This window comes from Microcoleus sp. MOSTC5 (assembly GCF_036701825.1).
GTDB classification, from domain to species: domain Bacteria; phylum Cyanobacteriota; class Cyanobacteriia; order Cyanobacteriales; family Microcoleaceae; genus Microcoleus; species Microcoleus asticus.
Genome location: NZ_JAUBRK010000005.1, coordinates 44,517 through 68,269 on the forward strand (window position 1 = coordinate 44,517; position 23,753 = coordinate 68,269).

19 protein-coding genes are annotated in these 23,753 nt (G+C 49.4%); 11 read left to right on the top strand and 8 right to left on the bottom strand.

The genetic code is table 11. The features are described from left to right. From QUA54_RS03570 to QUA54_RS03580, 3 genes are all read right to left on the bottom strand, one after another. On the bottom strand, positions 1 to 1,517 hold a 1,517-nt coding region (locus QUA54_RS03570), incomplete at its 3' end, for a calcium-binding protein (RefSeq protein WP_333413308.1). A 34-nt stretch (positions 1,518 to 1,551) separates the two neighbouring features. Further along, the gene (locus tag QUA54_RS03575; protein WP_333413310.1) at positions 1,552 to 4,872 is read right to left on the bottom strand and encodes an Ig-like domain-containing protein; all 3,321 of its coding nucleotides are present in this window, start codon (positions 4,870 to 4,872) and stop codon (positions 1,552 to 1,554) included. Positions 4,873 to 5,275: 403 nt separating this feature from the next. Further along, on the bottom strand, positions 5,276 to 7,486 hold the full coding sequence (locus tag QUA54_RS03580) for a recombinase family protein (protein ID WP_333413312.1): 2,211 nt from the start codon (positions 7,484 to 7,486) through the stop codon (positions 5,276 to 5,278). A 52-nt stretch (positions 7,487 to 7,538) separates the two neighbouring features. Between QUA54_RS03580 and QUA54_RS03585 the strand changes: the two genes are divergently transcribed. Beyond that, on the top strand, positions 7,539 to 8,900 hold the full coding sequence (locus QUA54_RS03585; RefSeq protein WP_333413314.1) for a proton extrusion protein PcxA: 1,362 nt from the start codon (positions 7,539 to 7,541) through the stop codon (positions 8,898 to 8,900). 427 nt (positions 8,901 to 9,327) lie between these two features. On the opposite strand, the gene rodA is transcribed toward QUA54_RS03585, so the two are convergent. From rodA to QUA54_RS03600, 3 genes are all read right to left on the bottom strand, one after another. Then, positions 9,328 to 10,587 (bottom strand): rod shape-determining protein RodA, encoded by a 1,260-nt coding sequence (rodA, locus tag QUA54_RS03590; protein ID WP_333189796.1) that lies wholly within the window; start codon positions 10,585 to 10,587, stop codon positions 9,328 to 9,330. Between the two features lie 356 nt (positions 10,588 to 10,943). Then, positions 10,944 to 11,291 carry a VOC family protein gene (locus QUA54_RS03595; RefSeq protein WP_333189797.1) on the bottom strand — a complete coding sequence of 116 codons (348 nt, stop codon included), beginning with the start codon at positions 11,289 to 11,291 and terminating at the stop codon, positions 10,944 to 10,946. Between the two features lie 76 nt (positions 11,292 to 11,367). Next, the gene (locus QUA54_RS03600) at positions 11,368 to 13,764 is read right to left on the bottom strand and encodes a tetratricopeptide repeat protein (protein WP_333413316.1); all 2,397 of its coding nucleotides are present in this window, start codon (positions 13,762 to 13,764) and stop codon (positions 11,368 to 11,370) included. 214 nt (positions 13,765 to 13,978) lie between these two features. Between QUA54_RS03600 and QUA54_RS03605 the strand changes: the two genes are divergently transcribed. The 3 genes from QUA54_RS03605 to QUA54_RS03615 all read left to right on the top strand — a co-directional run bounded on the left by QUA54_RS03605 (position 13,979) and on the right by QUA54_RS03615 (position 14,665). After that, the gene (locus QUA54_RS03605) at positions 13,979 to 14,185 is read left to right on the top strand and encodes an NfeD family protein (RefSeq protein ID WP_172185369.1); all 207 of its coding nucleotides are present in this window, start codon (positions 13,979 to 13,981) and stop codon (positions 14,183 to 14,185) included. Between the two features lie 29 nt (positions 14,186 to 14,214). Beyond that, positions 14,215 to 14,403, top strand: a complete 189-nt coding sequence (locus QUA54_RS03610) for an NfeD family protein (RefSeq protein WP_172185367.1) — start codon at positions 14,215 to 14,217, stop codon at positions 14,401 to 14,403. Between the two features lie 76 nt (positions 14,404 to 14,479). Continuing rightward, positions 14,480 to 14,665: an NfeD family protein gene (locus QUA54_RS03615; protein WP_333189802.1), complete on the top strand. Its 186-nt coding sequence runs from the start codon at positions 14,480 to 14,482 to the stop codon at positions 14,663 to 14,665. Between the two features lie 92 nt (positions 14,666 to 14,757). On the opposite strand, the gene QUA54_RS03620 is transcribed toward QUA54_RS03615, so the two are convergent. Together QUA54_RS03620 and QUA54_RS03625 are read right to left on the bottom strand one after the other, a co-directional pair. After that, positions 14,758 to 15,288 (bottom strand): hypothetical protein, encoded by a 531-nt coding sequence (locus tag QUA54_RS03620; RefSeq protein ID WP_333413318.1) that lies wholly within the window; start codon positions 15,286 to 15,288, stop codon positions 14,758 to 14,760. Next, positions 15,285 to 15,494 (bottom strand): hypothetical protein, encoded by a 210-nt coding sequence (locus tag QUA54_RS03625; RefSeq protein ID WP_333413319.1) that lies wholly within the window; start codon positions 15,492 to 15,494, stop codon positions 15,285 to 15,287. The genes QUA54_RS03620 and QUA54_RS03625 overlap by 4 nt, the downstream gene beginning before the upstream one ends. A gap of 122 nt (positions 15,495 to 15,616) precedes the next feature. On the opposite strand from QUA54_RS03625, the gene QUA54_RS03630 reads away from it, so the two are divergent. From QUA54_RS03630 to cydB, 7 genes are all read left to right on the top strand, one after another. Continuing rightward, entirely contained in the window at positions 15,617 to 16,780 is a 1,164-nt protein-coding gene (locus QUA54_RS03630; RefSeq protein ID WP_333189809.1) for a GuaB3 family IMP dehydrogenase-related protein, read from the top strand. A gap of 601 nt (positions 16,781 to 17,381) precedes the next feature. Further along, positions 17,382 to 17,705: a thioredoxin gene (gene trxA, locus QUA54_RS03635; RefSeq protein WP_006631199.1), complete on the top strand. Its 324-nt coding sequence runs from the start codon at positions 17,382 to 17,384 to the stop codon at positions 17,703 to 17,705. Between the two features lie 192 nt (positions 17,706 to 17,897). Further along, positions 17,898 to 18,965, top strand: coding sequence for an LOG family protein (locus QUA54_RS03640; RefSeq protein ID WP_333413321.1), 1,068 nt, complete (start codon positions 17,898 to 17,900; stop codon positions 18,963 to 18,965). Between the two features lie 181 nt (positions 18,966 to 19,146). Further along, the gene (locus QUA54_RS03645) at positions 19,147 to 20,352 is read left to right on the top strand and encodes an urease accessory protein UreH domain-containing protein (protein WP_333413323.1); all 1,206 of its coding nucleotides are present in this window, start codon (positions 19,147 to 19,149) and stop codon (positions 20,350 to 20,352) included. After that, positions 20,327 to 20,800, top strand: a complete 474-nt coding sequence (locus tag QUA54_RS03650; RefSeq protein WP_333413325.1) for a hypothetical protein — start codon at positions 20,327 to 20,329, stop codon at positions 20,798 to 20,800. The genes QUA54_RS03645 and QUA54_RS03650 overlap by 26 nt, the downstream gene beginning before the upstream one ends. A gap of 397 nt (positions 20,801 to 21,197) precedes the next feature. Further along, positions 21,198 to 22,640: a cytochrome ubiquinol oxidase subunit I gene (locus QUA54_RS03655; RefSeq protein ID WP_333413326.1), complete on the top strand. Its 1,443-nt coding sequence runs from the start codon at positions 21,198 to 21,200 to the stop codon at positions 22,638 to 22,640. A gap of 8 nt (positions 22,641 to 22,648) precedes the next feature. After that, the gene (cydB, locus tag QUA54_RS03660) at positions 22,649 to 23,662 is read left to right on the top strand and encodes a cytochrome d ubiquinol oxidase subunit II (protein WP_333413328.1); all 1,014 of its coding nucleotides are present in this window, start codon (positions 22,649 to 22,651) and stop codon (positions 23,660 to 23,662) included. The last annotated feature ends 91 nt before the right edge of the window (positions 23,663 to 23,753 follow it).

Here is a 23,753-nt window from a genome sequence, read left to right on the forward strand (position 1 = left end):
GTCCCCGTCGGTGTCGGAGAAGGTGTTGTCCCCGTCGGTGTCGGAGAAGGTGTTGTCCCCGTCGGTGTCGGAGAAGGTGTTGTCCCCGTCGGTGTCGGAGAAGGAGTTGTCCCTGTCGGTGTTGGAGAAGCACTTGTCCCCGTCGTCGGTGTTGGAGAAGCACTTGTCCCCTGAATGGTGAAAGGATTGTCGTCTACGCGCGGTAATTGATCTGTAGTGAACCTAGATTCATCTAGCGAGTTCGATCGAACATCAATCAACACCGCCAAAAATTCCCCAGTTCGCCTGTCCCTAATAATCGTGTTGCTAGAATTCGAGCCTTGGCCCTGGAAAATTTCTAACTCTGTAAAGTTCAGACCTCCAGCCAGACCGATCGAATCTCCCGGATTAAAATCTCTAATTACATCGGCATCGCCGATTTCGCGACCGCCAGTAGTCAGAAACCCGTTGCCAGCAGGCGACGTGCCCACCCTACCGAGAACAAAGATATCCGATCCGTCGCCTCCTGTCAGAGTATCCGATCCGCGATCGCCCGAAAGAATATCATCCCCAGCATCTCCAGACAGAGAATCATTCCCGTCGCCCCCGAAGACCAGGTCATCACCCTCGCCGCCGTCACCAGTATCGTTACCAACACCGCCGGTGATGACATCCCCGCCCTCCTGGCCCAACAAAATATCATTGCCCCCAGCGCCGATCAGGCAGTCGTTACCCGTGTCGCCAAAAACAGTGTCACTGCCCTTGTCGCCAAAAATCAGGTCGTCCTCGCCACCACCGCGCAGACAGTCATTGCCTTTACCGCCGTACAGCGAGTCGTTGCCTTCAGAACCGAAGACAATATCGTTGCCCTGGTCGCCAAAACCTACGTCATCGCCCTGGTCGCCAGAAACCAAGTCATCGCCTTTACCACCCCGCGCCGTGTCATTGCCGCGCCCGCCCTCAACGATATCTTTACCAGCGCCGCCGTTGAGAGAATCGTTACCGTCTTCGCCCCTAAGTACATCGTCTCCGTCCCGACTCAGAAGCGTGTCGTCGCCGCCACCCCCGGAAATCGTGTCATTGAACAAGCTGCCGATTAAATAATTATTCCCATCATTTCCCACAACTAAGCCATCGACAAAAACTGGCTCTGGGGGAGGCGTGGGAACTGTCGGAGTTGGCCGGGGTACCGGGGTGATCGAAATGTCCGGGCCCGTCCCGGTCATCGTCGTCGAAGTCCCGGTCATCGTCGTCGAAGTCCCCGTCCCGGTCATCGTCGTCGAAGTCCCGGTCATCGTTGTCGAAGTCCCCGTCCCGGTCATCGTCGTCGAAGTCCCGGTCATCGTTGTCGAAGTCCCCGTCCCGGTCATCGTCGTCGAAGTCCCGGTCATCGTTGTCGAAGTCCCAGTCATCGTCGGGTCCGTCCCCGTCATCGGGTCCGGTTGCGTGCCGATGATATCCAAAATATCCCCGTTCTCATTCACTAACACGAACGGTGGCTGCCCTTCGAGAAAAGCTGCTGGTACTGCACTTGGCATTGTTCCGACTCCTTGCGACGCTACTCAAAAACTACTAAATAAACTTAAAGTCAGATGCAGTAATGACGGTGCTGAGGGCTCCCGGCACTGTAGGAATAGAATTCAAAACTCCCAAATCGAAAGCTGGGAGACTGTCATCTGCCACATTCGGGTCGAAGCCGAGAACGTACTTGTTAAAAGTATTGTTCAGGTACACGAAGAAAGCTCCCGCTTGGCTCGAACCGTTTTGATTCTTCAACACTGCATTTATTGCTTGAGCGTTGTCAAATTTAGATTCAAACAAAATGACTGATTGCTTGCTAATGTTGTCGCCGCTAGACCCGATATTCCTGACGATAAAACTGGTGAAATCGAGAGTAGTTCCTGAGTTGGTTAAACCTGCGAAATTTGACGACCTGAACAAGAATCTGTCGGTCTCGCTGCCGTTAGCGTTAAAGTCAGCAATCACGTCCACGCCTTCGCTGGGAGTTTCGTAGTAGAAGAAATCATTGCCAGCATCGCCCGTGAGCAAGTCAGAACCGGCACCGCCACCCAAAATGTCATTGCCTGCACCGCCGGAAAGCGAGTCGTTGTCATCGCCGCCCAACACCAAGTCATTGCCGAAGGCGCCGCTGAGACAGTCGCTGCCGGCACCGCCGTCGAGAGTGTCGTCGCCCGCTTGGCCGTCGAGGGAGTCGGTGCCGGCCTCGCCCAACACGTAGTCATTGCCCGAACCTCCGAGTCCCGTGTCGTTGCCTCCTCCACCCAAAATCGTGTCATCGTTGTCGCCGCCGGATATGGAATCGTTATTGAGACCGCCGTCGAGCAAGTTTCTGCCCAGTCCGCCGTCGAGGATGTCGTCGCCTGCACCGCCGTCGAGGGAGTCGTCGCCTATGCCACCAAGTAAGGTGTCGGTGCCGAGTCCTCCAAGTATCGAGTCGTCAGCGGATTCTCCCAATATCGAGTCATTGCCTGTTCCGCCGTCAATGGTGTCGTTGTTGTCACCGCCCAAGAGGTTGTCATTGTCATTGCCGCCGAACATCAGGTCGTTGCCCAGTCCGCCGATCAGCGAGTCTATGCCGTCTTGGCCGTCGAGGGTGTCGTTGCCGAGTCCGCCGTCGAGGGAGTCATTGCCGATCGCACCTACCACCGAGTCGTTTCCTGCTTCACCGAATTCGAGGTCGTTGCCGCCACTGCCGTCGATGATGTCGTTGCCGTCGCCCCCAGAGAGGGTATCGTCGCCGGCCCCGCCGAGGATGAAGTCGCTGAGGTTGCTGCCTGTAAATGTGCTTGCCGGGAGTGCGCTGCGATCGACAATATTATCTACAACCGTGATGCTGAAGGATATCGGCTCGAGAGTTGCAGATCCGTCGGAGGCTGTAAACGTGAAACTGTCGCTGCCACCTGTCGCCAGCAAGTTGTATTTGACGATGTTGTTGTTGATATCGTCTTGCGTGAATTTGCCGCCGACGTTGAGAAAGGTGGTACCCCTTTGGACAAAACCTCTGGTAGCGTCGGGGGCTTTGGTAATCGTGTAAAAGATTTCCGACGGCGTGTTGTCGGGATCGGTGACTAACAAATCCGCAGCGGTGATTGTCTGGGTAGGATTACTTTTGGCAACCACCACACCGTCGTTAATTACTAGCTGCGGCGGGCTGCTGACGCGGATGGTTGCTACCGCCTGACTTGTGCCGCCGTTACCGTCTGAGATCGAGTAGCTGAAGCTGTCAGTACCCGAGAAGCCCGGATTCGGGGTGTATTTGAATACGCCGCCGCCCACGGGAACCAGGCTCCCTTTGCTTGCTGGAGCAAAAGTGGTGACAGTCAGAGCGCTTTGTTCCGCGTCAGTGTCGTTCAACAGAACGTTGAGAGTGAGTTGTTGACCCGCAACCGTGGTGAAGTTGTCGTTAACTGCTTTTGGAGGTTGGTTAAGGATGGGCGTCGGACTTGCTGTCGGCGTCGGGAACGTCGGCGTCGGGAACGTCGGCGTCGGATTTGCTGTCGGCGTCGGGAACGTCGGCACCGGACCGTCTGTCGGCGTCGGTGTCGGACTTGCTGTCGGCGTCGGCGTCGGACTTGCTGTCGGCGTCGGCGTCGGACTTGCTGTCGGCGTCGGCGTCGGCGTCGGAGTGTCTGTCGGCGTCGGCAGGGGGAGCGGAGTTGCGCTGCCGGGAACTGTGGGGGCAATTACAAATGAGCTTCGCCCTAGGGTTCTGCTGTCTACTCCGGGCAATACTGCTAAGAAGTCGCCGCTGACGCCGTTGCGAATAATCGTACTGCCGGCTTTCGTCTCGGTGCTTTGGAAGATTACCAAATCTTCAAACTTGAGGTCGCCACTTAACCCGATCGCATCTTCGCCTTGGCGAAAGTCTGTGAAAATGTCGGCATCAGCGAGATCTGGGCCGCCTGTGGTGAGAAATGCCGGGTTAGTGCCGTTGCTGCTGCCACTGGGGGAACTGAATGCACCGATGACGAAAACATCTCTGCCTTCGCCTCCTGCCACTACGTCTTTGCCTGCTTCGCCCCAAATAACGTCATTGCCCGCACCGCCGTCCACGATGTCGTCGCCGTCGCCGCCGAATACGATGTCGTCCCCGTCGCCGCTAAAAAATGTGTCCCCGCCGGCGTTTCCGTATAGCCAGTCGCCTCCTTCGTTGCCAAATAGCAAGTCTTCGCCGTCGCCGCCGAAGAGCGAGTCGTTACCTTGGTCGCCCCAAACGATGTCGTCGCCTCGATCGCCCAAAAAGCTATCGTCGCCAGCACCGCCGCGCAAGCTGTCGCTGCCTTTGCCGCCGTAAGCCGTGTCTCTGCCTTCGCCTCCGATTACCGTGTCGTTGCCGTCATTGCCGTACAGCAGGTCAGGGTTATTTCCGCCGTCGAGGGAGTCGTTGCCTTTGCCTCCGTACAGGGTATCGAGTCCTGAACCGCCGTCTAGAACGTCGTTGCCAGTCGCGCCAAACAGCACGTCGTCATCGTCGCCCCCGAATACTAAATCGTCGCCGTCTGCTCCTTGAAGGTTGTCGTTGCCTTGCAGCCCGGAAATCACGTCGGGCCCGGGACTGCCAACTAAGGAGTCGTTGGTTTCTCCGCCGCGGAGCACGCCGCCGATCGTTGAGGGTAGGGTACCTGTGCCTCCGCCCAATGTGTCGTCTATGCCGCCAAATGTGTCGTCCCCGGAGGGAGTTGGTGTTGGAGTCGGAGTTGGTGTTGGAGTCGGAGTCGGAGTTGGCTCTGGCGTCGGAGTTGGCTCTGGCGCCGGAGTTGGCTCTGTCACCGGAGTTGGGCCGATCGTTTCATCACCCCCGAGGTTGAATATCGGCTCACCTTCGAGAAATCCTACTGGATCGAGAAATCCTTGTGGTACTGCGCCTGGCATTATTTTGGCTCCTTTAAACGACGATCCCGATTAACTTTAAGAACTGATTAGTATCAGTTTGTTGCCACAAATCTGGCTTAAAATTGATTAATAATCCCGATCATTTCTAGCATACTAAATCAAAACTGCAACGGCTACAGATATTTTTTAAGCCGGGCATCTTTTGATCTCAAAATATTAATGATTGCACGTTTTGAGACCGATTTTGGGTAGACTTTAATATCGCCCCATTTCGATCGAAGGTAGAAGTCTGGCTTCAAGTCAGACCAGGGTATTTATTCAGAAGGAAAAAAAATTAAAATCTTCGTATTGATATTTTGTTCTTTCCTCCTGCCGAATGCCGAAGACATATGTGCCTCTTGCCTTCAGAAGCCGAATGCCAAATACATAAGAGCCGAATGCCTTAAGCTGACTGCTGACAAGAAACAGAGCTGTGAATGAGGGGCAGAAGGGGCCCGGTTTGTTCTTGTCCACTGACGGATAGTTCGCTGTGGCAAAGGTAAAGCAGGGAACAGCGACTTAACAAATCTAGCAGAATTCGCCGCAGTCGCTGTTGGTTGGCAGTCGTTTCCTCTTCGGTTTCCCAGGGACGCCCCTGTTGCGATCGCAAAAATAAGGGAGCGCCAAACAATGTCGCCGCACCCCCACTCAGCCACAGGGGCGAGCCGGCATCCAGCCAAAAGTGCCATTTGTGGGCGCGGCGGCTGCTGCGGTACTGGAAGATGTTGGCGAGGGTGACGGCTTGGGCTTCTGGGCCTTCTGAACGGACTGGAAATGGGTTGGCGGTGACGGTTCCTTGGCGCAACAACTGGATGAAGCGGGCGATCGTTTCTGAGTCGCCAGCGTTTGTTGGTTCTACGCGCTGCAGACGCCCCTGTATTTCCCAGTAGTGGCCGGCGGTTTCCATTAACTCGCGCAGGGCTGCTAGCCGATCGTAAGGGAGGTATCTGTCGTTCATGAGAAATTTCTGGATCGCTCGATCGAGCAGGGCAATTGGACTCGGCAACAGCCGCTCCTGCTGTTGCGACCGCTGTTGTTCGATCCACTCCACAATCTGCTCGTAGGCAAGAGCGGCTCGGTGTCCGAGTCTGTCCCACCGGGGAAAGGCTGTAATTGCCAGCAATTGAGGTCGATCGATATCTGGGCAAAAACAGTGATCGGCGATTAAACCTGCTCTCACTTGGTCGATCGATTTTTGATTTTGGATTTGAGATCTTTGATTGAACGTGGGGTTGGAATCTTCTGTTTCCAATGAACGGTGTTTCTGGCTGCCCAACACTACCAGCATTTCGGCTGCGCCGTCTCGATCGACTAAACGGCCGAGTCCGGGATAAACTAACGCTAACAAAGTGAGCAAAGCTCGAATCTCTGGCGTACTCGATAGGGGACGCTGATCGTTGAGAGAGGTGGCCGCGATCCGATCTCGGGCGAGAATTTCCGTTAAACTGTAACGCGCGATCGCATCCATCCCGGGAGCAATTACGGCGATTTCCTGCGGTTCCACGGCTTTTGACTTCACCGCATCCACGATGATTTCGGCGGTTTCTCGCAGCAATTGAGCTCGGGAAGTGGTTTGGAGCGATCGAACCGATCCGGGTAAACTCAAGCCTAAAGGATAAAAACCCTCAGAATTAACGGCTAAACTTACCGCTACATCCCCAATTTCTGGGGCTAAACCGGCTTTTGCGTCCAAATTTTCCACGCTTTGACAGCGGTTTTCGAGTCGGGCTAGGTATTCCGTGTCAGCCCCCAAGCCCAAACGCACTCCTCCATCCCGATTGTAGGAGAACGCCCCCGCCGCACCTTGGTCGAGCATTCGATCGAACAAATGGCCGCTAATCGCCGGATAATCGTCAACATCGTCTGCGATCGCAGCTTGGTATCTAGAAGCCAAATGCTGCTGGTAAGTGGCATCCGGCAACAAATAGCGCCAGTAGAGTTCGCAAACAATCCCGTAAGTCAGCAGCCCCCGCGTCAAGCACCATTCCCGCCACCTTTCCAGCAACTCTCCCATGCTAGTCCACAGGTTGTTCGAGCCGCCGTCACCAGCAAATCCCTGTTCCAGAATGCTGGGAATCTCTTCTCTCGGCGTACCGCTGACAGCAGCAAGTTGTAATAAGTCTAGTGTTCGACGCACCATTCGGTTTGGGCTTACCCCTGTTTGTTGCAAAATGCCTTCGTCTAGTTCGCGACGCCAGAGTCTGGCGGCAAGTTCCAGTTCTGTTTCAGGTTGCAGCCGCAGGGGAAATTGAGCCCTCAAATCCAGGGACTGAACTAGCAGCGGCCAAAATAGCAATACCTCCTGCTCAAAAAAACCGAAGGGTGTTGTCGAGTGAAAGGTATATTTTCCTTGGGTAGCGACGGCGATGCGATCGGCCAATTCTAGCCGGTTGTCTCCGTTAGCTGCTAAGACTAAAATTGCTGGGGCAGTTTGTCCGGCCCGCCGCCGCCCGGAACGCCACCGGTCTGAAACTTTTGGTGGCACAGGCTTGACAGTTTGGCTCCAAATGCAGAACTGCTCGACTAAACGAGCGGTTTTGCCACTGCGGGCGGCTCCGACAATCCAAATTGAATCCGAGGCTTCGGTTCCGAGTTTATGTAAATTTGTTACCATACCGTGAATACTTTAATCACTAATGTCTACAGCCAACTAACCAGCTTTAGCTATGAATACTTCTCCCTGGAACAGGATTGTAAAATATCTCTACAGCGCTCACCAATGGTATCGAGAAACGCCTGACAGGGCCCTAGAACAGGCTTATGATGCTGCGTTAGCAATTAAGGCGATCGAAGACGAGCATTTTGGCGGCCAAAGAATCTCCCCTCGATCGGGAGATTACGGACACAGCACCCTGTCTTACTTTAAATCCGAACTGCAAAAATACCTCAAGGTCATCCAAACCCGAATGGTTGAGTTTAATGCTAGCCGTTCTTTTTTGGAACTGCCGGAGCGAGTTGGGGCAAAACCGAAGGCGGGGCAAAGCGCGGATCATTACCAGCACGGATTACACCTCGACAATAAAGATCGAGCCTCCCTTCTATTTGAGAAGCTAGAATTTATTGATGGAGTCATCGACAAGTACATTAATAATAGTAGATCGACGGCAATTGTCCCGGTTGCCACTTCCGTAAATCAGCAGGTTAAATCTACAAATAGCAGATCTCAACCTGACGGCAATAAAGGCTCAGCTAATTCAGTTCAAATTCACGATGGCGAGGTTGATACTAACTTTGAAGAGGTCAATCTCTTGCCTCGCTCGCTTTTGGGAACTTTGAATCGAATTACTAAAGAGTTAGACCCGGAATCTGAAAAAGAAGTAGTTAAAAATTTCCGAAATTCAAAAGTAAAAACAGTCATTTCTCTGAGATTTATTTTGCTTTTGATTTTAGTTCCGCTGTTGACGAATCAAATTTCCAAAAACTTTATAGTCGGGCCGGTAGTTGACCATTTTAGATCCCAGCAAAATGCACCAATATTCCTCAATGTTAACCTGGAAGAAGAAGCCTTGCAAGAACTAGAGAGATTTGAGCAGCACCTCAAATTTCAAAGGTTAATAGGCTTGGCTCCGTCGCTTTCTTTAGAAGAAACGGAAAAGAAGATTGCCGATAAAGCAGTTGAGCTAGCGGAGGAATACCGCTCTGAAAGTGGTGGGGCTATTAAAAATATTTTTGCCGATTTGATTTCCTGCATAGCCTTTGCCGCGATTATCGTCACTAACAAGAAAGAGATTGAGATTTTAAAGTCTTTCATGGATGATGTTATTTACGGTCTCAGCGACAGTGCTAAAGCTTTCGTAATTATTTTGTTTACGGATGTGTTTGTCGGATTCCACTCGCCTCACGGCTGGGAAGTAGTTCTCGAAGGTGTATCGAGGCATTTGGGGCTGCCAGAAAATAGGCAGTTCATATTTTTGTTCATTGCGACATTTCCAGTTATCTTGGATACGGTATTTAAGTATTGGATATTCCGCTATTTAAACCGGAGTTCGCCTTCGGCCGTTGCTACATACAAGAATATGAACGAATAATATCAAATACGGTAACATCGGAATTATACACTGCTTTGCTGTGCGTCCCGCTTGGCTGGGCCCTCTCAACAGCCAGTGGGAAGGTCGCACTGCTGCACTCCTAAAATTCTTATTTCGGTACGAAAAGAAACGATATAATCGGCTCATATCTAGTCGCATAAAATAAGCGTTATCACGTGTGTAGTGAGGACTAAATTTCTCAATATTTCATCAAAAATTTAGTCCTCACTACAGAGGTATTAGGGCTATGAGAAAGGACTATAATTTCTAATTCCTAGTTAGCAATTATAGTCCTAGACGCAAGAACTGGTTTGACGGGCAAATTATAACGGTAAGGCGCTCTTGAGCCCTGCGCCCTAAACATAGAGGTTCCGCGTAAGTCCTGCAATTAGCAATTAGCAATTAGCAATTGCCAATTAGCAATGACCTAATTCCAACGCTTCTTCCGCTGTCGCTGGTTCGCCACCGACTCCACCAGTCCCAGTCCGAGAAAATTACTCAGCAGCGACGCATTCCCGTAACTCAGGAAAGGCAGCGGAATGCCCGTAACTGGAGCCAAGCCAATGTTCATCCCAATATTTACGAACACTTGAAAAATCAACATTGACAGTACGCCGATCGCCAGCAAAGAACCAAAATTATCGTTAGCAGTTTGAGCGATCGTCACCAACCGGAAACAAATTATCCAAAACACCACCAGTACGCAAATGCAGCCAATAAAGCCCAATTCTTCGCCAATAGCTGAAAAGATAAAGTCCGTATGCTGTTCGGGAATAAAGTTAAGCTGAGTTTGCGTTCCGTGAAACAAACCCCTGCCTTTGAGTTCCCCAGCCCCAATAGCAATCCGAGATTGAATCAAGTGATATCCGCTGCCTAAAGGGTCTTTCTCGGGGTTTAAAAACCCTGTCAGACGCATTTTTTGATAATCCTTGAGCACATTCCAAAAAAGATGTCCGACGTGTCCCGAAACAACGTTCACCAGCACAGCACCGAAAGTCCCCAACCAGGGCCAAGGTAGCGATCGCCAAGCGATAATACCCGCAACAACTACCCAGGCTATCCAAATCGGTGTAGACAGGTTATTGAGAAGAACTGAGATTAGAGGAGAGAATAGCAATATTAGCCAGCCGGGATTGACATTACCCCAGTAAAACATCCCCATTGTGATCGCGCCGAACACCAAGGAAGTACCTAAATTTGGTTCGGCAAATATCAATCCCCAGGGTACAGCCATAATCGCCAGCATCCTCAACATATTAGCCACCGTGGGGACAGTCTTGTCGTGCAGGAGAGCTGCTAAAGTGACAATCATCCCTACTTTGGCAAATTCTGACGGTTGCAGGTAAAAGCCGCCGATGTTGATCCACCGCTGGGCACCGAGCCCTGTAGTACCGATAAACCGCACTGCGATCAGCGACAAATTGATTAATATGTAAATCGGCCATTTCCACTCAAGCAGTACTTGGTAGCGGCAGCGGGAAATGATGATGGCGAGGAACAAACCGACTGCCCCAGTTACCCAGTGTCGCCACCAGTCGATCAGCCCCTGGTTGATTTCGACGCTGCGGATCATGATTCCCCCGAAGATGGTGAGGCCTATGCAAGCGGCAAACAGCCAAGGGTCTGCTTCTTCCCAGGGTTTGAAGATGAATTTCCAGCGGTTTCTGACTTGTATTCTCTGCAACATGAGGATTTTAGATTTTAGATTTTAGATTTTAGATTATCGAGCGGATTTTCGGAAGTTGTGGATATAGTTCGGATTCCAGGTTTATGAAGTAGGGACACGGCAATGCGGTGTCCCTACGGCAGAGATAGAGCGATAAGCGGGTGTCCTTCATAAACGTGGAATCTGCTGTTTTTCGGATTCAGAGCCTGCACCGTACTGTAGAAGCGTCGGTGTCAGTATGTCACTTTATTCGGCCAGTTGTACGGAGGTTCCGGGCCGTCAGCAACGGGCTAGAGTGCGGGCGCACCAATCTTGTAGGGTGCCCACTGCACACCTTACCCGGATTTAGCCTGATCGATCCGCAAGTCCGAGAATCGTCAAGCCGGTTCGTAAAGGTATTCAAAACCGTTACCGTCAGGGTCTCTGCCGTAAAAAGATGCTGTACCATCGCGGTGTTCGTGAATGTGGGTGACTGAAACACCATCGGCTTTGAGTTGTTGGTAGGCGGATTCCATTTCGGTACGATCGTCAAATACAAACCCAAAATGCGGGCCTGCTTGGCTGTAACTCGGACTCAACAGCGCCAATCCGTCCTCTCCTGCTTTTAAATAAGCCCAGTCTGCATCTTTCCAGACTAACTCCATGCCCAAGTTTAGGTAGAACTCAGCAGACTTCTCTATATCTTGCACGCAGACGGCTACGTGTCCCAATCGTTTTAGTTTCATGTCAACAAAATTTCTGGTTGTTCTTTCGTTTATTGTATCTATTTTCTGATTTTTTACTCGATTAAGTAGGTATTTTTTATATTTTTTTAGTCGCGGCTAACTGTACTTTTTCTACTTGTTTGCTGGCGTCCATTTCGCTGAACAGTTGAATGGCGCGGTCAAAATTTTCTTGGGTTTTCTTGATGTTACCAAGTTTTTGTTCTGTCAGTGCTAGTTGATAGCAAGCTTCGGCTCGGTCTAATTTAGCGCTGGCTCGATCGAGTATTTCTATTGCTTCTGCATGGTGCAGCAGGGCTTGGTCAAATTCTCCCCGTTCTCGGTACAGCGCGGCTGTACCGCTGAGAGCTTTGGCTTTGATGGTGCTGTACTGGTTTTGGTCGGCGGTCGCGATCGCTTGGCGGTACAAGCTCAAAGCTTTCTCTGTGTCTCCCAGGTTTTGATAGGTGGCGGCGAGAAAAACTAACTTGTATCCCGTACCCACCAACTGACTCTCTTCCCGATCGGTATAAAGTTTTTCGGCGAGCTCTTCCGCCTCTTTTTTGGCTCCGATACATGAGTTGAGGAAAGCTAAGCCGACATCGATCGAATAGCTGTTAATCCCGATTTCGTCCCGCGAAGTTTTCAGCTTGACAAATATCTCCATAGCTGATTCTAATTCCCGCATTTCTATTTGACAAAAACCTATATTAATTGCAGCGTTAACTTTCCAAAATTCCAGATTAGCTTGTTTGCCGTTTTCCGGCTCGCTACTTTTCGCTATAATTTGCAAAGATTTAGTTGCTTTTATTTCCGATATTTGGTGGCATTCTATGGCTTGATTAATCTCCCCTAAGATCCGGTAACAAACGCCTAAAATACTGTAAAGACCGCTCAAATAATAATCAGAAGTCACATTGTTGACTATGCGAGTAGTTGCTGAAATTATTGGCTGCAAGAAACCTAATGTGTAGAGTGCTCGACCGAGCTTGTAATCTTTGGCAAACTGGATATTGATTTTTTTGAGGATGACGCTCGCGGCCTGCTCGAAACAGCTAATTGCCACATAATGATAGTAAGCTTCAAAAGCTTTCAACGCATCTTCTACAGTCTCAATAATCTCTACGCTCTCGGTCCAGAACTCGGCTGCTTTGCGGTTGGCAGTCTCCCAGTCTCCGGGCGAGAGGCGATCGACCGCTTCTTCCCGAATTGCTGGATGCAGCCAGTATTCGCCCTTCTGAGACTCGACTAGCGATCGGTGCAACAGCGATTTAATGATTTGTCGGCGTCCGGTTTCGGGCACGTCCCACAGCAAACACAAAAGTCCGTCAGTAGGGACTGTCGGCACGTCTTGATAGCGGTAACAGCCCAAGCGACAGAGGAGTTGATAGGCTTCCAAATCGAGTTCTTGCAGGCGGTTAAACTGACTGGTAACTAAATTTTTTAAGTCAGTTTCAACGAGCGGATGGTCGCTGTTTTCCAGCCAGTAAGCCGCCATATCTCCGTCAAAATCTTCTCGCATTGTGCCCCAAAGGATCCCCATTGCTTTGGCATTACCGCCGTAAACTTTGTGCATTTCCTTGAGGGCGACAGGATCTATCTTAATATTGCGATCGCTAAAAAATTGCTGCCAAACTTCCACCTCTAATCCCGGAAGCAGGTAGTGTTCGACGGTTACGTCTGAATCGCAAAGCCGATCGCGACTGGTAATCAGCGTTACCGACTGCACCTCCGCGTCAGCCAAAACTCGCAACAGTTCCACGTAAAGCCGGTGCGGTTCAATAAACTTACCTTGTCCGTCGAGTGCGGCTTCCAAATTGTCAATCAATACGCCGACTTTGTGAGTCTGAAGCTGCCGCTTCAGCCGCCCCAGGGTGACGCCAAAGTCGGGCCCTGGTTCTTCCTGAAAGTCTTGCTTGAGCCATTCTTCGATCGCGCTTTCCAAGGCTGTGATGTTCTCTGTCTCTTTTGCCATCAACAATTCAATTACCCGATCGAACCCTTGAGATTTGAGATACTGTCTGGCCAAAGTCGTTTTGCCCATACCGCCGGCACTTTGGATGACAATCACTTTAGCTCCTTGGGCGACAAGAGTATTGAGATCTTCGATCGCCCCGAACCGGCCCAAAAAATTCGGGTTTTCCATATCCAACTCCGAATCAAGTCCGAGAGATACTTGGGCCGGAACAATTTGTCCCGACTGCGGTTCGAGTTTCGAGTAGCTGCGCCAATACCGCTCTACAACCGCTTGAAGGTTGTCTCTTTTAATTTTTTCGCCTTCTCCAAACAGCGCTGAAAGTCGCTTCCACAAATTAGAGGCAGCATCCTTAACAGTCCCTACTCCATACCCTTCACTATCTGCAACCTGTTGGTACGTCCTGCCTTGCACCCCTTGCCAAGCTTCGCGAAAGATCGCGCTGTCAAGGTTGTCGAGAGTTTTCAGGTTTCGAGCCACAAGTAACGAGTTTGTAAAATCCAGTGCACGATCGGCTTTCATTTAGTCACCAGGTTTAGCGTTACCCATCTGACACAACTTTAACAGACTTTTTCCGACTCGCTTACACCCTCAAACAGTGGACTTGTATAGACTTTTACCGACTGACACGGCCGAGGTTGGCGGGGGATACTGTTGAGTGTGGAGGGGAAGTTGACGGACAAGCTTCTAACTTACACACCGATCGAGTCGAGTTTATATTTAGGAGCAAGCAACTATGTCTATTAACGATCTTGAAACAGCGATCGTGGATGAAGAAATTCGACCTAATGAGCCCGGTCGCGTTCGTTTCCAAAACAGTTGGTGGCCGGCTAAGTGCGATCGAGACATGACTTTTGAACCCGGTGAGGTGGTTCGCGTCGTGGGAATTGACAATATTACTTTGATAGTTGCAGCGTCGTTTGTCATCAATTCTGAAAGTTAAGGCAAATCTACAATCGGGAGCAAGCAATCATGAATTTTGACAATTCCGAAAAAGCGATCGTGGATGAAGAAATTCGACCTCACGAGTGCGGTCGTGTTCGTTTCCAAAACAGTTGGTGGCCGGCGAAGTGCGATCGAGATCTGACTTTTGAACCCGGTGACGAGGTTCGCGTAGTCGGAATTGACAATATTACTTTAATAGTTGAAGCGTCGTTATAAATCAATGGTTTAGGGACTCGGACTATCAGTTTTTAGCATCTCAAAATTACGAAAAATCAGCAATTAGGAGCAAACAATGATGACTGTCAGCTATTTAGAAAAAGCGATTGTAGAAGAAGAAATTAGGCCTAATAAATGCGGTCTCGTCCGCTTCCAAAGCAGTTGGTGGCCCGCTAAGTGCGATCGACAAATAACTTTGAAACCCGGTGATGTGGTTCGCGTCGTGGGACTTGACAACATTACTCTGATAGTTAAAGCGTAGTTGGGAATTAAGGAGTTAGCGAGTCAAGCTATAAGTTTATCGCATCTCAAAGTTGCGGCAAACTTGGAATTAGGAGCCAAAAATCATGACTGTCAGGCATTTGGAAAAAGCGATCGTAGTAGAATAAATTCGGCCTGACAAATTCGGCTTCGTCGCATTCCACAGCAGTTGATGGTCTGCTCCAGTGCGATAAAGGCATAACTTTTAAACCGGGGGATCTGGTTTATATGGAGGAAATTGACAAGATTACCTTGCTGCTGGAGGGTATGGCTTGAAATGTCGGAATTTGCGATCGCGCCGACAAACTGAGCTTTCTTTAAACCCTGTCGGTTTAAGTCAGCAGCAGTAAAAGCATCTCTAGTAAAAACCGCCAGACATTTCTCGGAGCAAAGCAACTGCCACAAGATTAAACCCAAATCGACTCGCCCCTGGTAATAACTAGAACGATCCGACAGAAAAATTATATAGGGGCGCGATGTTGATAGATTGATCGCCCGATCGACAAGAGTCCCAGTCGCCACCAAATCGCAGTGGCGGGAATGCGTCCAAACAGCCTGCAATTGCTGCCAAGTCAAAGCAATTAACCGGGTTCCAACATCTTTGGCGAAAAACAGGGGATTCATGTAAAAAACGCCGCCTGACGGCATTTGACTGGTAGGCCCAATAATTGGCACAGGGTCGATCGGCTGTAAGCAGCCCCGTCACTGAAAACCGGCATCGCCGAAACATCAACATCCGCGCCAGATGCTCTCAAAGCTTTGAGAATTTGACAGTTAATTGCGTCTTCCCCGTGGCCGTTGCTGAGGAAAAGCACCCCCTTCGATTTCATATAATTAGGATACAATCAGAATCAGTGCCGAGCTTTTTTTAAAGACAGCCGTGCGATAGCTACACTCGGGCCGGCTAACTTTTTGTTACTCTAATTTAAATACCTTGTGGAAGTGAAACAGCGTGAATATTGAAATTGGGCGGGGCAAAAGTGCTCGCCGAGCTTACGGCATAGATGAAATCGCGCTCGTACCAGGACAGCGCACCCTCGATCCGAGTTTGGCAGATACCAAGTGGCAGATTGGCGGGATCGATCGAGAAATCCCGATCATCGCCAGCGCAATGGATGGAGTAGTCGATGTCCGCATGGCGATTTTGCTGTCGGAATTGGGAGCAATGGGCGTGCTCAACCTAGAAGGGATTCAAACCCGCTATGCCGACCCCCAGCCAATATTAGAGCGCATCGCCAGTGTCGGGAACCACGAATTTGTTTCCCTGATGCAGCAACTCTATGCCGAACCCATCAAGCCAGAATTAATCGACCTGAGAATTAAAGAAATTAAAGCTGGAGGAGGGATTGCCGCTGTCAGCGGTACACCGGCCGGCGCGAGCAAATACGGCCGGACGGTTGCTGAATCTGGAGCCGATATATTTTTTGTGCAAGCCACTGTAGTCTCGACAGCTTTCCTTTCCCCTGAAGAGATCTCATCTTTAGATTTGACTCAATTCTGTCAAGAGATGCCGATACCAGTAATTTTGGGCAACTGCGTGACCTACGAAGTCGCTCTGAATTTGATGAAAACTGGCGCTGCGGGCATTCTCGTGGGCATCGGGCCGGGGGCTGCTTGCACGTCTAGGGGCGTATTGGGTGTCGGCGTTCCCCAAGCCACAGCGGTAGCAGACTGCGCCGCAGCACGGGACGACTACTATCGCGAAACTGGCAAATACGTGTCGGTGATTGCTGACGGCGGTTTAATTACCGGCGGCGATATCTGCAAGTGCATTGCCTGCGGCGCTGATGGAGTGATGATTGGTTCGCCCTTTGCCAGGGCCGCCGAAGCTCCCGGCCGCGGCTTTCACTGGGGGATGGCGACTCCCAGCCCGGTTTTGCCGCGCGGCACTCGCATTCGCGTCGGGACTACGGGTACTGTGGAGCAAATTTTGCGCGGGCCTGCGCTGCTAGATGACGGTACGCACAACTTGCTCGGAGCTCTGAAAACTAGCATGGGCACCTTGGGCGCTAAGGATCTTAAGGAGATGCAGCAAGTGGAAGTGGTAATTGCTCCTTCTCTGCTGACTGAGGGTAAAGTCTATCAAAAAGCTCAGCAGTTGGGCATGGGTAAGTAGATTTACCGATCAAATACCAGCGTACCTTGACAAAATTTGTTCAAGAGTCTCGAAATTTACAGAATGTTGTGGAATTATCCAGAAGGAGATGTCACAATATAAGAAGCGGAGACGAATGTTTCCGTTCACTCCTCACACCACACTCCGCCCGGACTACTGTTCGGGCGGTTCCTTTTTTGCGGGAAATCTTCGCTCTTGCCTACTAGGTACAGAGCTGAGGCTCTTAGCTCCGGAGAGTGGGAGAGTGGGAAAGTGAGGGAGAGGGAGAGGAGGAGAGTGGGAGAGTGGCAGAGGAGAAGAGTGGCCCAGGAGGAGAGTGGGAGAATTTTATTCTACATAAGTGCCTTCTGCCTTCGCAAACATAAGCGCCTTGAACATAAGTGCCTTGTTCCTTCAGAAACCTTGTGCCTTCTTCCTTCTACCCTCTACCCTCTTCCTTCTACCCTCTTCCTTCTTCTCTTCTTCCTTCTACCCTCTTCCTTCTTCCTTCTTCCTTCTTCATTCTTCTTCATAAGCTTTCTGTTAAAATCGTTGACGCAAGTGGTTACATTTTTTGCTAGACTTGTTATCCGAGAAATAGTATTTACAAGGATGGCTAGGGATGTCAGCAGCCGCGCAAGTAACCGACTCTACCTTTAAGCAGGAAGTGCTCGATAGCGAAGTTCCAGTTCTAGTGGATTTTTGGGCTCCCTGGTGCGGGCCCTGTCGGATGGTGGCACCCGTCGTAGACGAAATTGCCCAGCAATATGAAGGGCAGGTCAAGGTAGTAAAAGTTAATACCGACGAGAATCCTAACGTGGCCAGCCAATACGGTATCCGCAGCATTCCGACGCTGATGATATTTAAGGGCGGTCAACGGGTGGACATGGTCGTTGGGGCAGTTCCGAAAACTACTCTGGCAAACACTCTGGAAAAGTACATTTAACTCAACTGCGAGCGGTGCGCGTTGTTCTTTCTTTTTGGGCCGCGAAAGCTAACTCGCTTCAGAACCGGGGCAAAGCTACTGGAAAAGTTATTAGTTGCCAGCAGGGCAATTTGCTGGTGGCTATTGGCTTCTAAATTTGGCTTGCCCCTTAATTTTTATTAGCGACAAATTGTTACCGTTTCGGAAAAATTCATGATTCCTTCTGGGTCTGGTCAAGGTCTTGAGTCCCTCCAAGCTGAATTGATCGATTTGATCGATCGCTTCCCAATGTTGAAGCACTCAGAGTGGATCGAACGATCGCTCTCTACTATAGTGCAAATGGCCGGAGAGGAGATCGATCGCCTAGACTGGAAAATTATCTCGTCGTCTCTGCGAGATATGGAAAAGGCTTTTGAGATGTTTTATCCTTACCGCCACGTTCGCAAAATTGTGATTTTTGGTTCGGCGAGGGTGTCGCCGCAATCTGCAGAGTATTTGATGGCCAGAGACTTTGGGCGCGCCATCGCCCAGCAGGGGTTTATGGTGATTACTGGCGGCGGCGGGGGAATTATGCAGGCGGGGAACGAGGGGGCGACGGCTGAACGTTCTTTTGGGCTGAACATTCAGTTACCTTTCGAGCAGAGTTCTAATCCTTTCATTGCCGGCGATCCCAAATTGCTCAAATTTAAATATTTTTTCACTCGCAAGTTATTTTTTCTCCGGGAGAGCGATGCTTTAGCTCTGTTTCCGGGCGGTTTCGGCACTCTGGACGAGGCTTTTGAGTGTCTGACTTTGACTCAAACTGGCAAGTTCGGGCCGGCTCCTGTGGTACTGATCGATCGACCCGGAGGAGATTATTGGCACGATTGGAATTATTTTGTGCAAAAACAATTGCGCGGCCGGGGTTTGATTTCAGCCGACGATCGCAGCCTGTATACAATTACTGACGATGTAAATGTCGCTTGCGAAGCGATCGGTAGTTTTTATCTGGTTTATCACTCTTGCCGCTACGTGCGCGAAAAACTGGTAATTCGCTTGAAAACAGAGCTTTCTGAGGAGAATGTCGATCGGCTAAATGCTGATTTTAGCGATATTGTTGTCACCGGAAAAATTGAAAAAAGTCAAGCTTTGGAACCGGAAATAGGAGATGCAACTTTCGATCTGCCGCGCCTGACTTTGCATTTCAACCAGCGGGATTTGGGGCGACTTTATCAGCTAATTGCTGCTATAAATCAAATGGGTGCAGCTTCGCCGGAAGCGACGCATCCAGAAAAAAAGTAGTTATTAGTCATCAGTCCTCAGTAATTTTTGATATTGGTGAGGTCGGAGAGAAGTTTGAAAACTTTTGTTTTGACAAAATCGATTAAGATAAATATTTGTACAAAGTTAAGAAAAAAGCGGGCAATAGCCAAAGAAAATCTTGTCAATATCTTGATGAAATTATTTGGGAAAAACCAGCAAAATGCTAGACCTGCTGCTAATTAGCGCTTTGGGGTTTCTCGGCAGTTTCGGTCACTGCGCGGGGATGTGCGGCCCGCTGGCAATGGCGTTTTCGCTCTCTAGTGCCGGCAAGGATAAATTAGCTACTTTGCGCTTTCACCTACTGCTGAATTTGGGGAGAATTGCTGCTTACGCTTTCGTTGGTGCTGGAATTGGCGGACTGGGTTCGGTGTTAATTGCAGGCGGACTGTTGGCAGGTACGGGTAGCGAATTGCGGCGGGCGATCGCAATTCTCACGGGCACGATGCTGATTTGGTTCGGAGTAGTGCAAATTAAACCGGGTTTGCTGCCCGGATTGCCGCTGCTGCACCCAATGTCGCACGATCGAGTCGGACAAGCAATGAACAAGCTTTCGGCACAAAAAAACTGGTGGGTGCCGATTGCTTTGGGTTTGCTTTGGGGTTTGATTCCCTGCGGTTTCCTCTACGCGGCGCAGATTAAGGCGGCGGAAACGGGAAACCCGGTTTTGGGTGCGGCGACGATGCTGGCCTTCGGACTCGGCACGCTGCCAACTATGCTGGGAGTGGGTTTTTTTGCTGGCAGATTGAGCGCTAACAGGCGGAGTCAACTGTTTCGTGCGGGTGGTTGGGTGACAGTGGCGATCGGGATTCTTACCTTGCTGCGAACCGATGAAATGGTAGATTTTACGGGCCACGCAGCGCTGCTGTGCTTGATGCTAGCACTGTTGGCGCGTCCGGTTAGCAAGTTTTTGCCGCAACTGTTGCGCTATCGCCGCGCCTTAGGTGTGGGCGCGTTTGTCCTAGCTGTCGCCCACACGTTTCATATGCTGGATCATACGCTGCGATGGAATTTTGATGCTGTGTCTTTCATGTTGCCGCAGCATCAGTTGGGAATGGCGGCTGGGATGCTGTCGCTGCTGTTGATGTTGCCGGCGGCAGTTACAAGTGTCGCTCGCATTCAAAATTTTTTAGGCAAGCTGTGGCGAATGCTTCACCTGTTAAGCGTTCCAGCTTTCTTGCTGTGCGCTGTACACGCGGCACTCATCGGTTCCCACTATCTCGGCGGCTTTGAATCTACGGCGGTTAATAACTTGCGGGCGCTGCTTTTGGGAATAATTGCCCTGGGCGTCTTGCTAGTGCGATCGCGCTTGTTTTGGTCTCTTTTATCATTGGAGAAGTTCTATGTTTCGCCTGTCAAACACAAGTAAAAGTTTGGGATTGTTAGTTTTTTTGGGATTGCTAATTGAAGCAGCAATTCCCAATGCACCGCAGTTAAACTCGATTTCCGTTTTGGCACACGAAGTCGAAGTATCGGGAGATGTAGCCGCTACTTTTCACCTAGAACCAAACCACAACCCCCGCGCCGGACAGCCTGCGAGAGTCTGGTTTGCGCTAACTCGCAGGGGCGGTCAAATTATCCCACTAGAGCAGTGTAATTGCAAATTAGCGGTTTATCTGAAAGAGCGCAAAGAAGGGGATAAGCCACTGATGCAGCCGCCTTTAAAAGCCGTATCTGCGGAGAAATATCAAGGAATGCCAGGAGCAGATATCGTATTTCCGAAGGTTGGTATTTACGAACTTGAATTGAGCGGAACAGCCAAAAATAAAGCTACTTTTAAACCGTTTAAACTGAGTTACAGTGTCACGGTTAGGTAATACCATTGTAGATTTTATATCTTAATGACTGATCGAGAGATTTTTTGTTAATTAATTGCAGAGATTACAAAGGACAGGAAAGAAGAGGAAGATTGAGAGCAAGTTTTTTATTTTAAGTTGATTTTGGCACAAGGTCGATAATTTCGTTAAATTACTATTATAGCAAGTGCCACGACGGTTATGACGTGCTTAATAGCTGAAACCCTCAATTTAATTGCCCTTTCCCTCGGAATTCTTTCCTCTTCCTTCTTCCTCCTTACTTCAAATAGCAAATCTTAATTTTTAATAAAGATAATTGCGTTAATTCTGCACTAAGTAAATTTTTGGGTTACATTATCAATGTCAATTCTGGAATTTTTGCAAGCTAACCTCTCTTGAACTGACAAAGGATATAACAATGGATATCTTATCTAACACCGTGGCGCTATCGCGGATGCAATTTGCGCTAACCGCCATATTCCATATGCTGTGGCCAGTTCTGACTACGGGAATGGGGATTTATCTGGTAATTGTTGAAGGAATGTGGCTGAAAACTCGCAATCCCGACTACTACCATCACGCTCGTTTTTGGTCTAAACTTTACGTCCTTAACTTCGGAATAGGAGTAGCTTCTGGAATTCCAATGGAATTTCAATTCGGCACAAATTGGGCACCATTTTCTGAAGCTGTTGGTGACTTTTTTGGCAGCATTTTAGGCTTTGAAGCTTCAATGGCATTTATGTTAGAAGCCGGCTTTTTAGGAATTATGCTGTTTGGTTGGGAGCGCGTTCACCCGATCGTCCATTATTTCGCTACAATCATGGTAGCCTTCGGCGCTAACCTATCAACCGTCTGGATTTTAGTCGCTAACTCTTGGCTGCAAACTCCTGCAGGCGGAGAAATGGTCAATGGCAAGTTTATTGTCAGCGATTACTTTCAAGCAATTATGAACCCGTTCGCATTAAACAGCATTCTCCATATGTTTTTTGCGACGTTAGAAACTTCGCTGTTTGTCATTGGGGGTATTAGTGCTTGGTACATTCTCAATAAGCGCAACCAAGCCTTTTTTTCCAAGTCTTTAAAAATTGCCATAGCGACAGCAATCGCCGTTGCACCTTTGCAGATATACATCGGACATTTGAGTGCCGAACAAGTTTATCACTATCAACCCACTAAATTAGCAGCAATCGAAGCTAAGTGGGAAACTTCACCAGCGGGAGAGTCAGCAGATTGGACTTTGCTAGCTTTGCCTAATGAAAAAGCCCAAAAAAATGACTGGGAAATTAGCATTCCTAATGGCTTAGGATACATTCTGGAATTCAAACAAAAACTCTCCGAACCCGTACTCGGATTGAAGGAATGGAAACCAGAAGATAGACCCAGAATGGTGGGTTTAATCTACTATTGTTTCCGCATCATGTCCGGCATTGGATTCTTTTTTGTAGGATTGATGCTGTTCAGTATAATTCAGTGGATGCGGGGCAAACTTGCTGCTGAAAATATTAGCAGTCAACCTTGGCTGATGCGCGCTTGGGTATTAGCTGCTCCCCTGGGATATATTGCTGTAGAATCGGGTTGGATTGTCCGCTGTGTCGGCAGACAACCTTGGGCTTTATACGGGCAAATTCGTACTGCTGACGCGGTGTCAAACATCCCCGCCAGCAATGTTTTAACTTCTCTCAGTTTCTTTGCAGTTATTTACAGCTTTTTGTTTGTTTGTGCCTTGTATTTTGGCAGCAGAATTATCCGCCAAGGGCCTAATTTAACTCTGCCAGTACCGGGATTAGACAATGAACCCGTAATCGAAAGTCAACCCGGAGAACACATTCCCGATCAACGTCCCGTAGAAGCACAACAATAGGAGATTGTATGCAAGCTTTGGAGCATTTTCTCCCGCAAGTTTGGTTTGTAATTTTGGCTTTGTTCCTATTGCTCTACGTCATGCTAGACGGTTTTGACTTGGGAGTCGGAATCTTGTCTCTGACTGCTGATGACGAGGAACGCAGGGGCATTTTAATGACGAGTTTGGGCAACGTTTGGGATGCGAACGAAACGTGGCTGGTTTTAATGGGAGGCGCTTTATTTGGCGCATTTCCCCTCGCTTACGGCACGATTTTGACAGCGCTGTACATACCGATTTGCATGATGCTTTTTGGTTTGATATTTCGGGCTGTCGCCTTTGAGTTTCGGGAGCATTCTAATCGCAAATTATTCTGGAATTATGCCTTTGGTGCTGGCAGTTTTTTAGCAGCTTTAGCTCAAGGATTTGCCCTCGGTGCGGTGCTCGAAGGCATTGCGGTTGATGAAGCCGGTCACTTTGTGGGGACTACTTGGGACTGGCTGGATTGGCGATCGATCTTGGTTGCTTTGACGCTGATTCAAGGCTATGTTTTGATCGGTTCAACCTATCTAATTATGAAAACGGAGGGCGAACTGCAAACAAATCACTATCGCACGGCTAAAATTGCGGCGGTGACAACTTTAATCGGAGCGATTTTAATTACGATCGCCACTCCGATTTTTTACGAAAGTGCTAGATCCAGGTTGTTCGAGAAACCGCTAGTTTATGTCTTTGCCACGATTCCTTTGCTGGGAGTGCTGTTGGTAGGACTGCTGCTGAAAAGTCTCGCAAGCAAAGAAGAACGAACGCCGTTTATCTGGACGATTCTAATTTTTTTGCTTACTTTCATCGGCTTGGGATTGATTGTTTTTCCCTACATTATTCCCTCGCAAATCACAATTTACCAAGCCGCAGCTTCGCCCAGCGCCCTGGTATTTATGATTGTGTTTATGGGCATTCTGCTCCCGATTATGATTTTTTACAACATCTACAATTATGTTGTTTTTCGGGGTAAGGTTGTCGGCGGCCACTACGGGAAATAAAGCATAATCACACCGCATATGTAAGCAAATATACGCAGATTGTATCAACTCAATATCAGGTTCGATCTGCGTATATTTGCGGTTAAAAGAT

Coding starts and splice junctions, on each gene's coding strand:
- QUA54_RS03580 (WP_333413312.1), bottom strand. CDS start 7,486: ATGGTAACAAATTTACATAAACTCGGAACCGAAGCCTCGGATTCAATT.
- QUA54_RS03640 (WP_333413321.1), top strand. CDS start 17,898: ATGATTCCTTCTGGGTCTGGTCAAGGTCTTGAGTCCCTCCAAGCTGAA.
- QUA54_RS03575 (WP_333413310.1), bottom strand. CDS start 4,872: ATGCCAGGCGCAGTACCACAAGGATTTCTCGATCCAGTAGGATTTCTC.
- trxA (WP_006631199.1), top strand. CDS start 17,382: ATGTCAGCAGCCGCGCAAGTAACCGACTCTACCTTTAAGCAGGAAGTG.
- QUA54_RS03655 (WP_333413326.1), top strand. CDS start 21,198: ATGGATATCTTATCTAACACCGTGGCGCTATCGCGGATGCAATTTGCG.
- QUA54_RS03585 (WP_333413314.1), top strand. CDS start 7,539: ATGAATACTTCTCCCTGGAACAGGATTGTAAAATATCTCTACAGCGCT.
- cydB (WP_333413328.1), top strand. CDS start 22,649: ATGCAAGCTTTGGAGCATTTTCTCCCGCAAGTTTGGTTTGTAATTTTG.
- QUA54_RS03600 (WP_333413316.1), bottom strand. CDS start 13,764: ATGAAAGCCGATCGTGCACTGGATTTTACAAACTCGTTACTTGTGGCT.
- QUA54_RS03615 (WP_333189802.1), top strand. CDS start 14,480: ATGATGACTGTCAGCTATTTAGAAAAAGCGATTGTAGAAGAAGAAATT.
- QUA54_RS03650 (WP_333413325.1), top strand. CDS start 20,327: ATGTTTCGCCTGTCAAACACAAGTAAAAGTTTGGGATTGTTAGTTTTT.
- QUA54_RS03620 (WP_333413318.1), bottom strand. CDS start 15,288: ATGAATCCCCTGTTTTTCGCCAAAGATGTTGGAACCCGGTTAATTGCT.
- rodA (WP_333189796.1), bottom strand. CDS start 10,587: ATGTTGCAGAGAATACAAGTCAGAAACCGCTGGAAATTCATCTTCAAA.
- QUA54_RS03595 (WP_333189797.1), bottom strand. CDS start 11,291: ATGAAACTAAAACGATTGGGACACGTAGCCGTCTGCGTGCAAGATATA.
- QUA54_RS03625 (WP_333413319.1), bottom strand. CDS start 15,494: ATGAAATCGAAGGGGGTGCTTTTCCTCAGCAACGGCCACGGGGAAGAC.
- QUA54_RS03605 (WP_172185369.1), top strand. CDS start 13,979: ATGTCTATTAACGATCTTGAAACAGCGATCGTGGATGAAGAAATTCGA.
- QUA54_RS03610 (WP_172185367.1), top strand. CDS start 14,215: ATGAATTTTGACAATTCCGAAAAAGCGATCGTGGATGAAGAAATTCGA.
- QUA54_RS03645 (WP_333413323.1), top strand. CDS start 19,147: ATGCTAGACCTGCTGCTAATTAGCGCTTTGGGGTTTCTCGGCAGTTTC.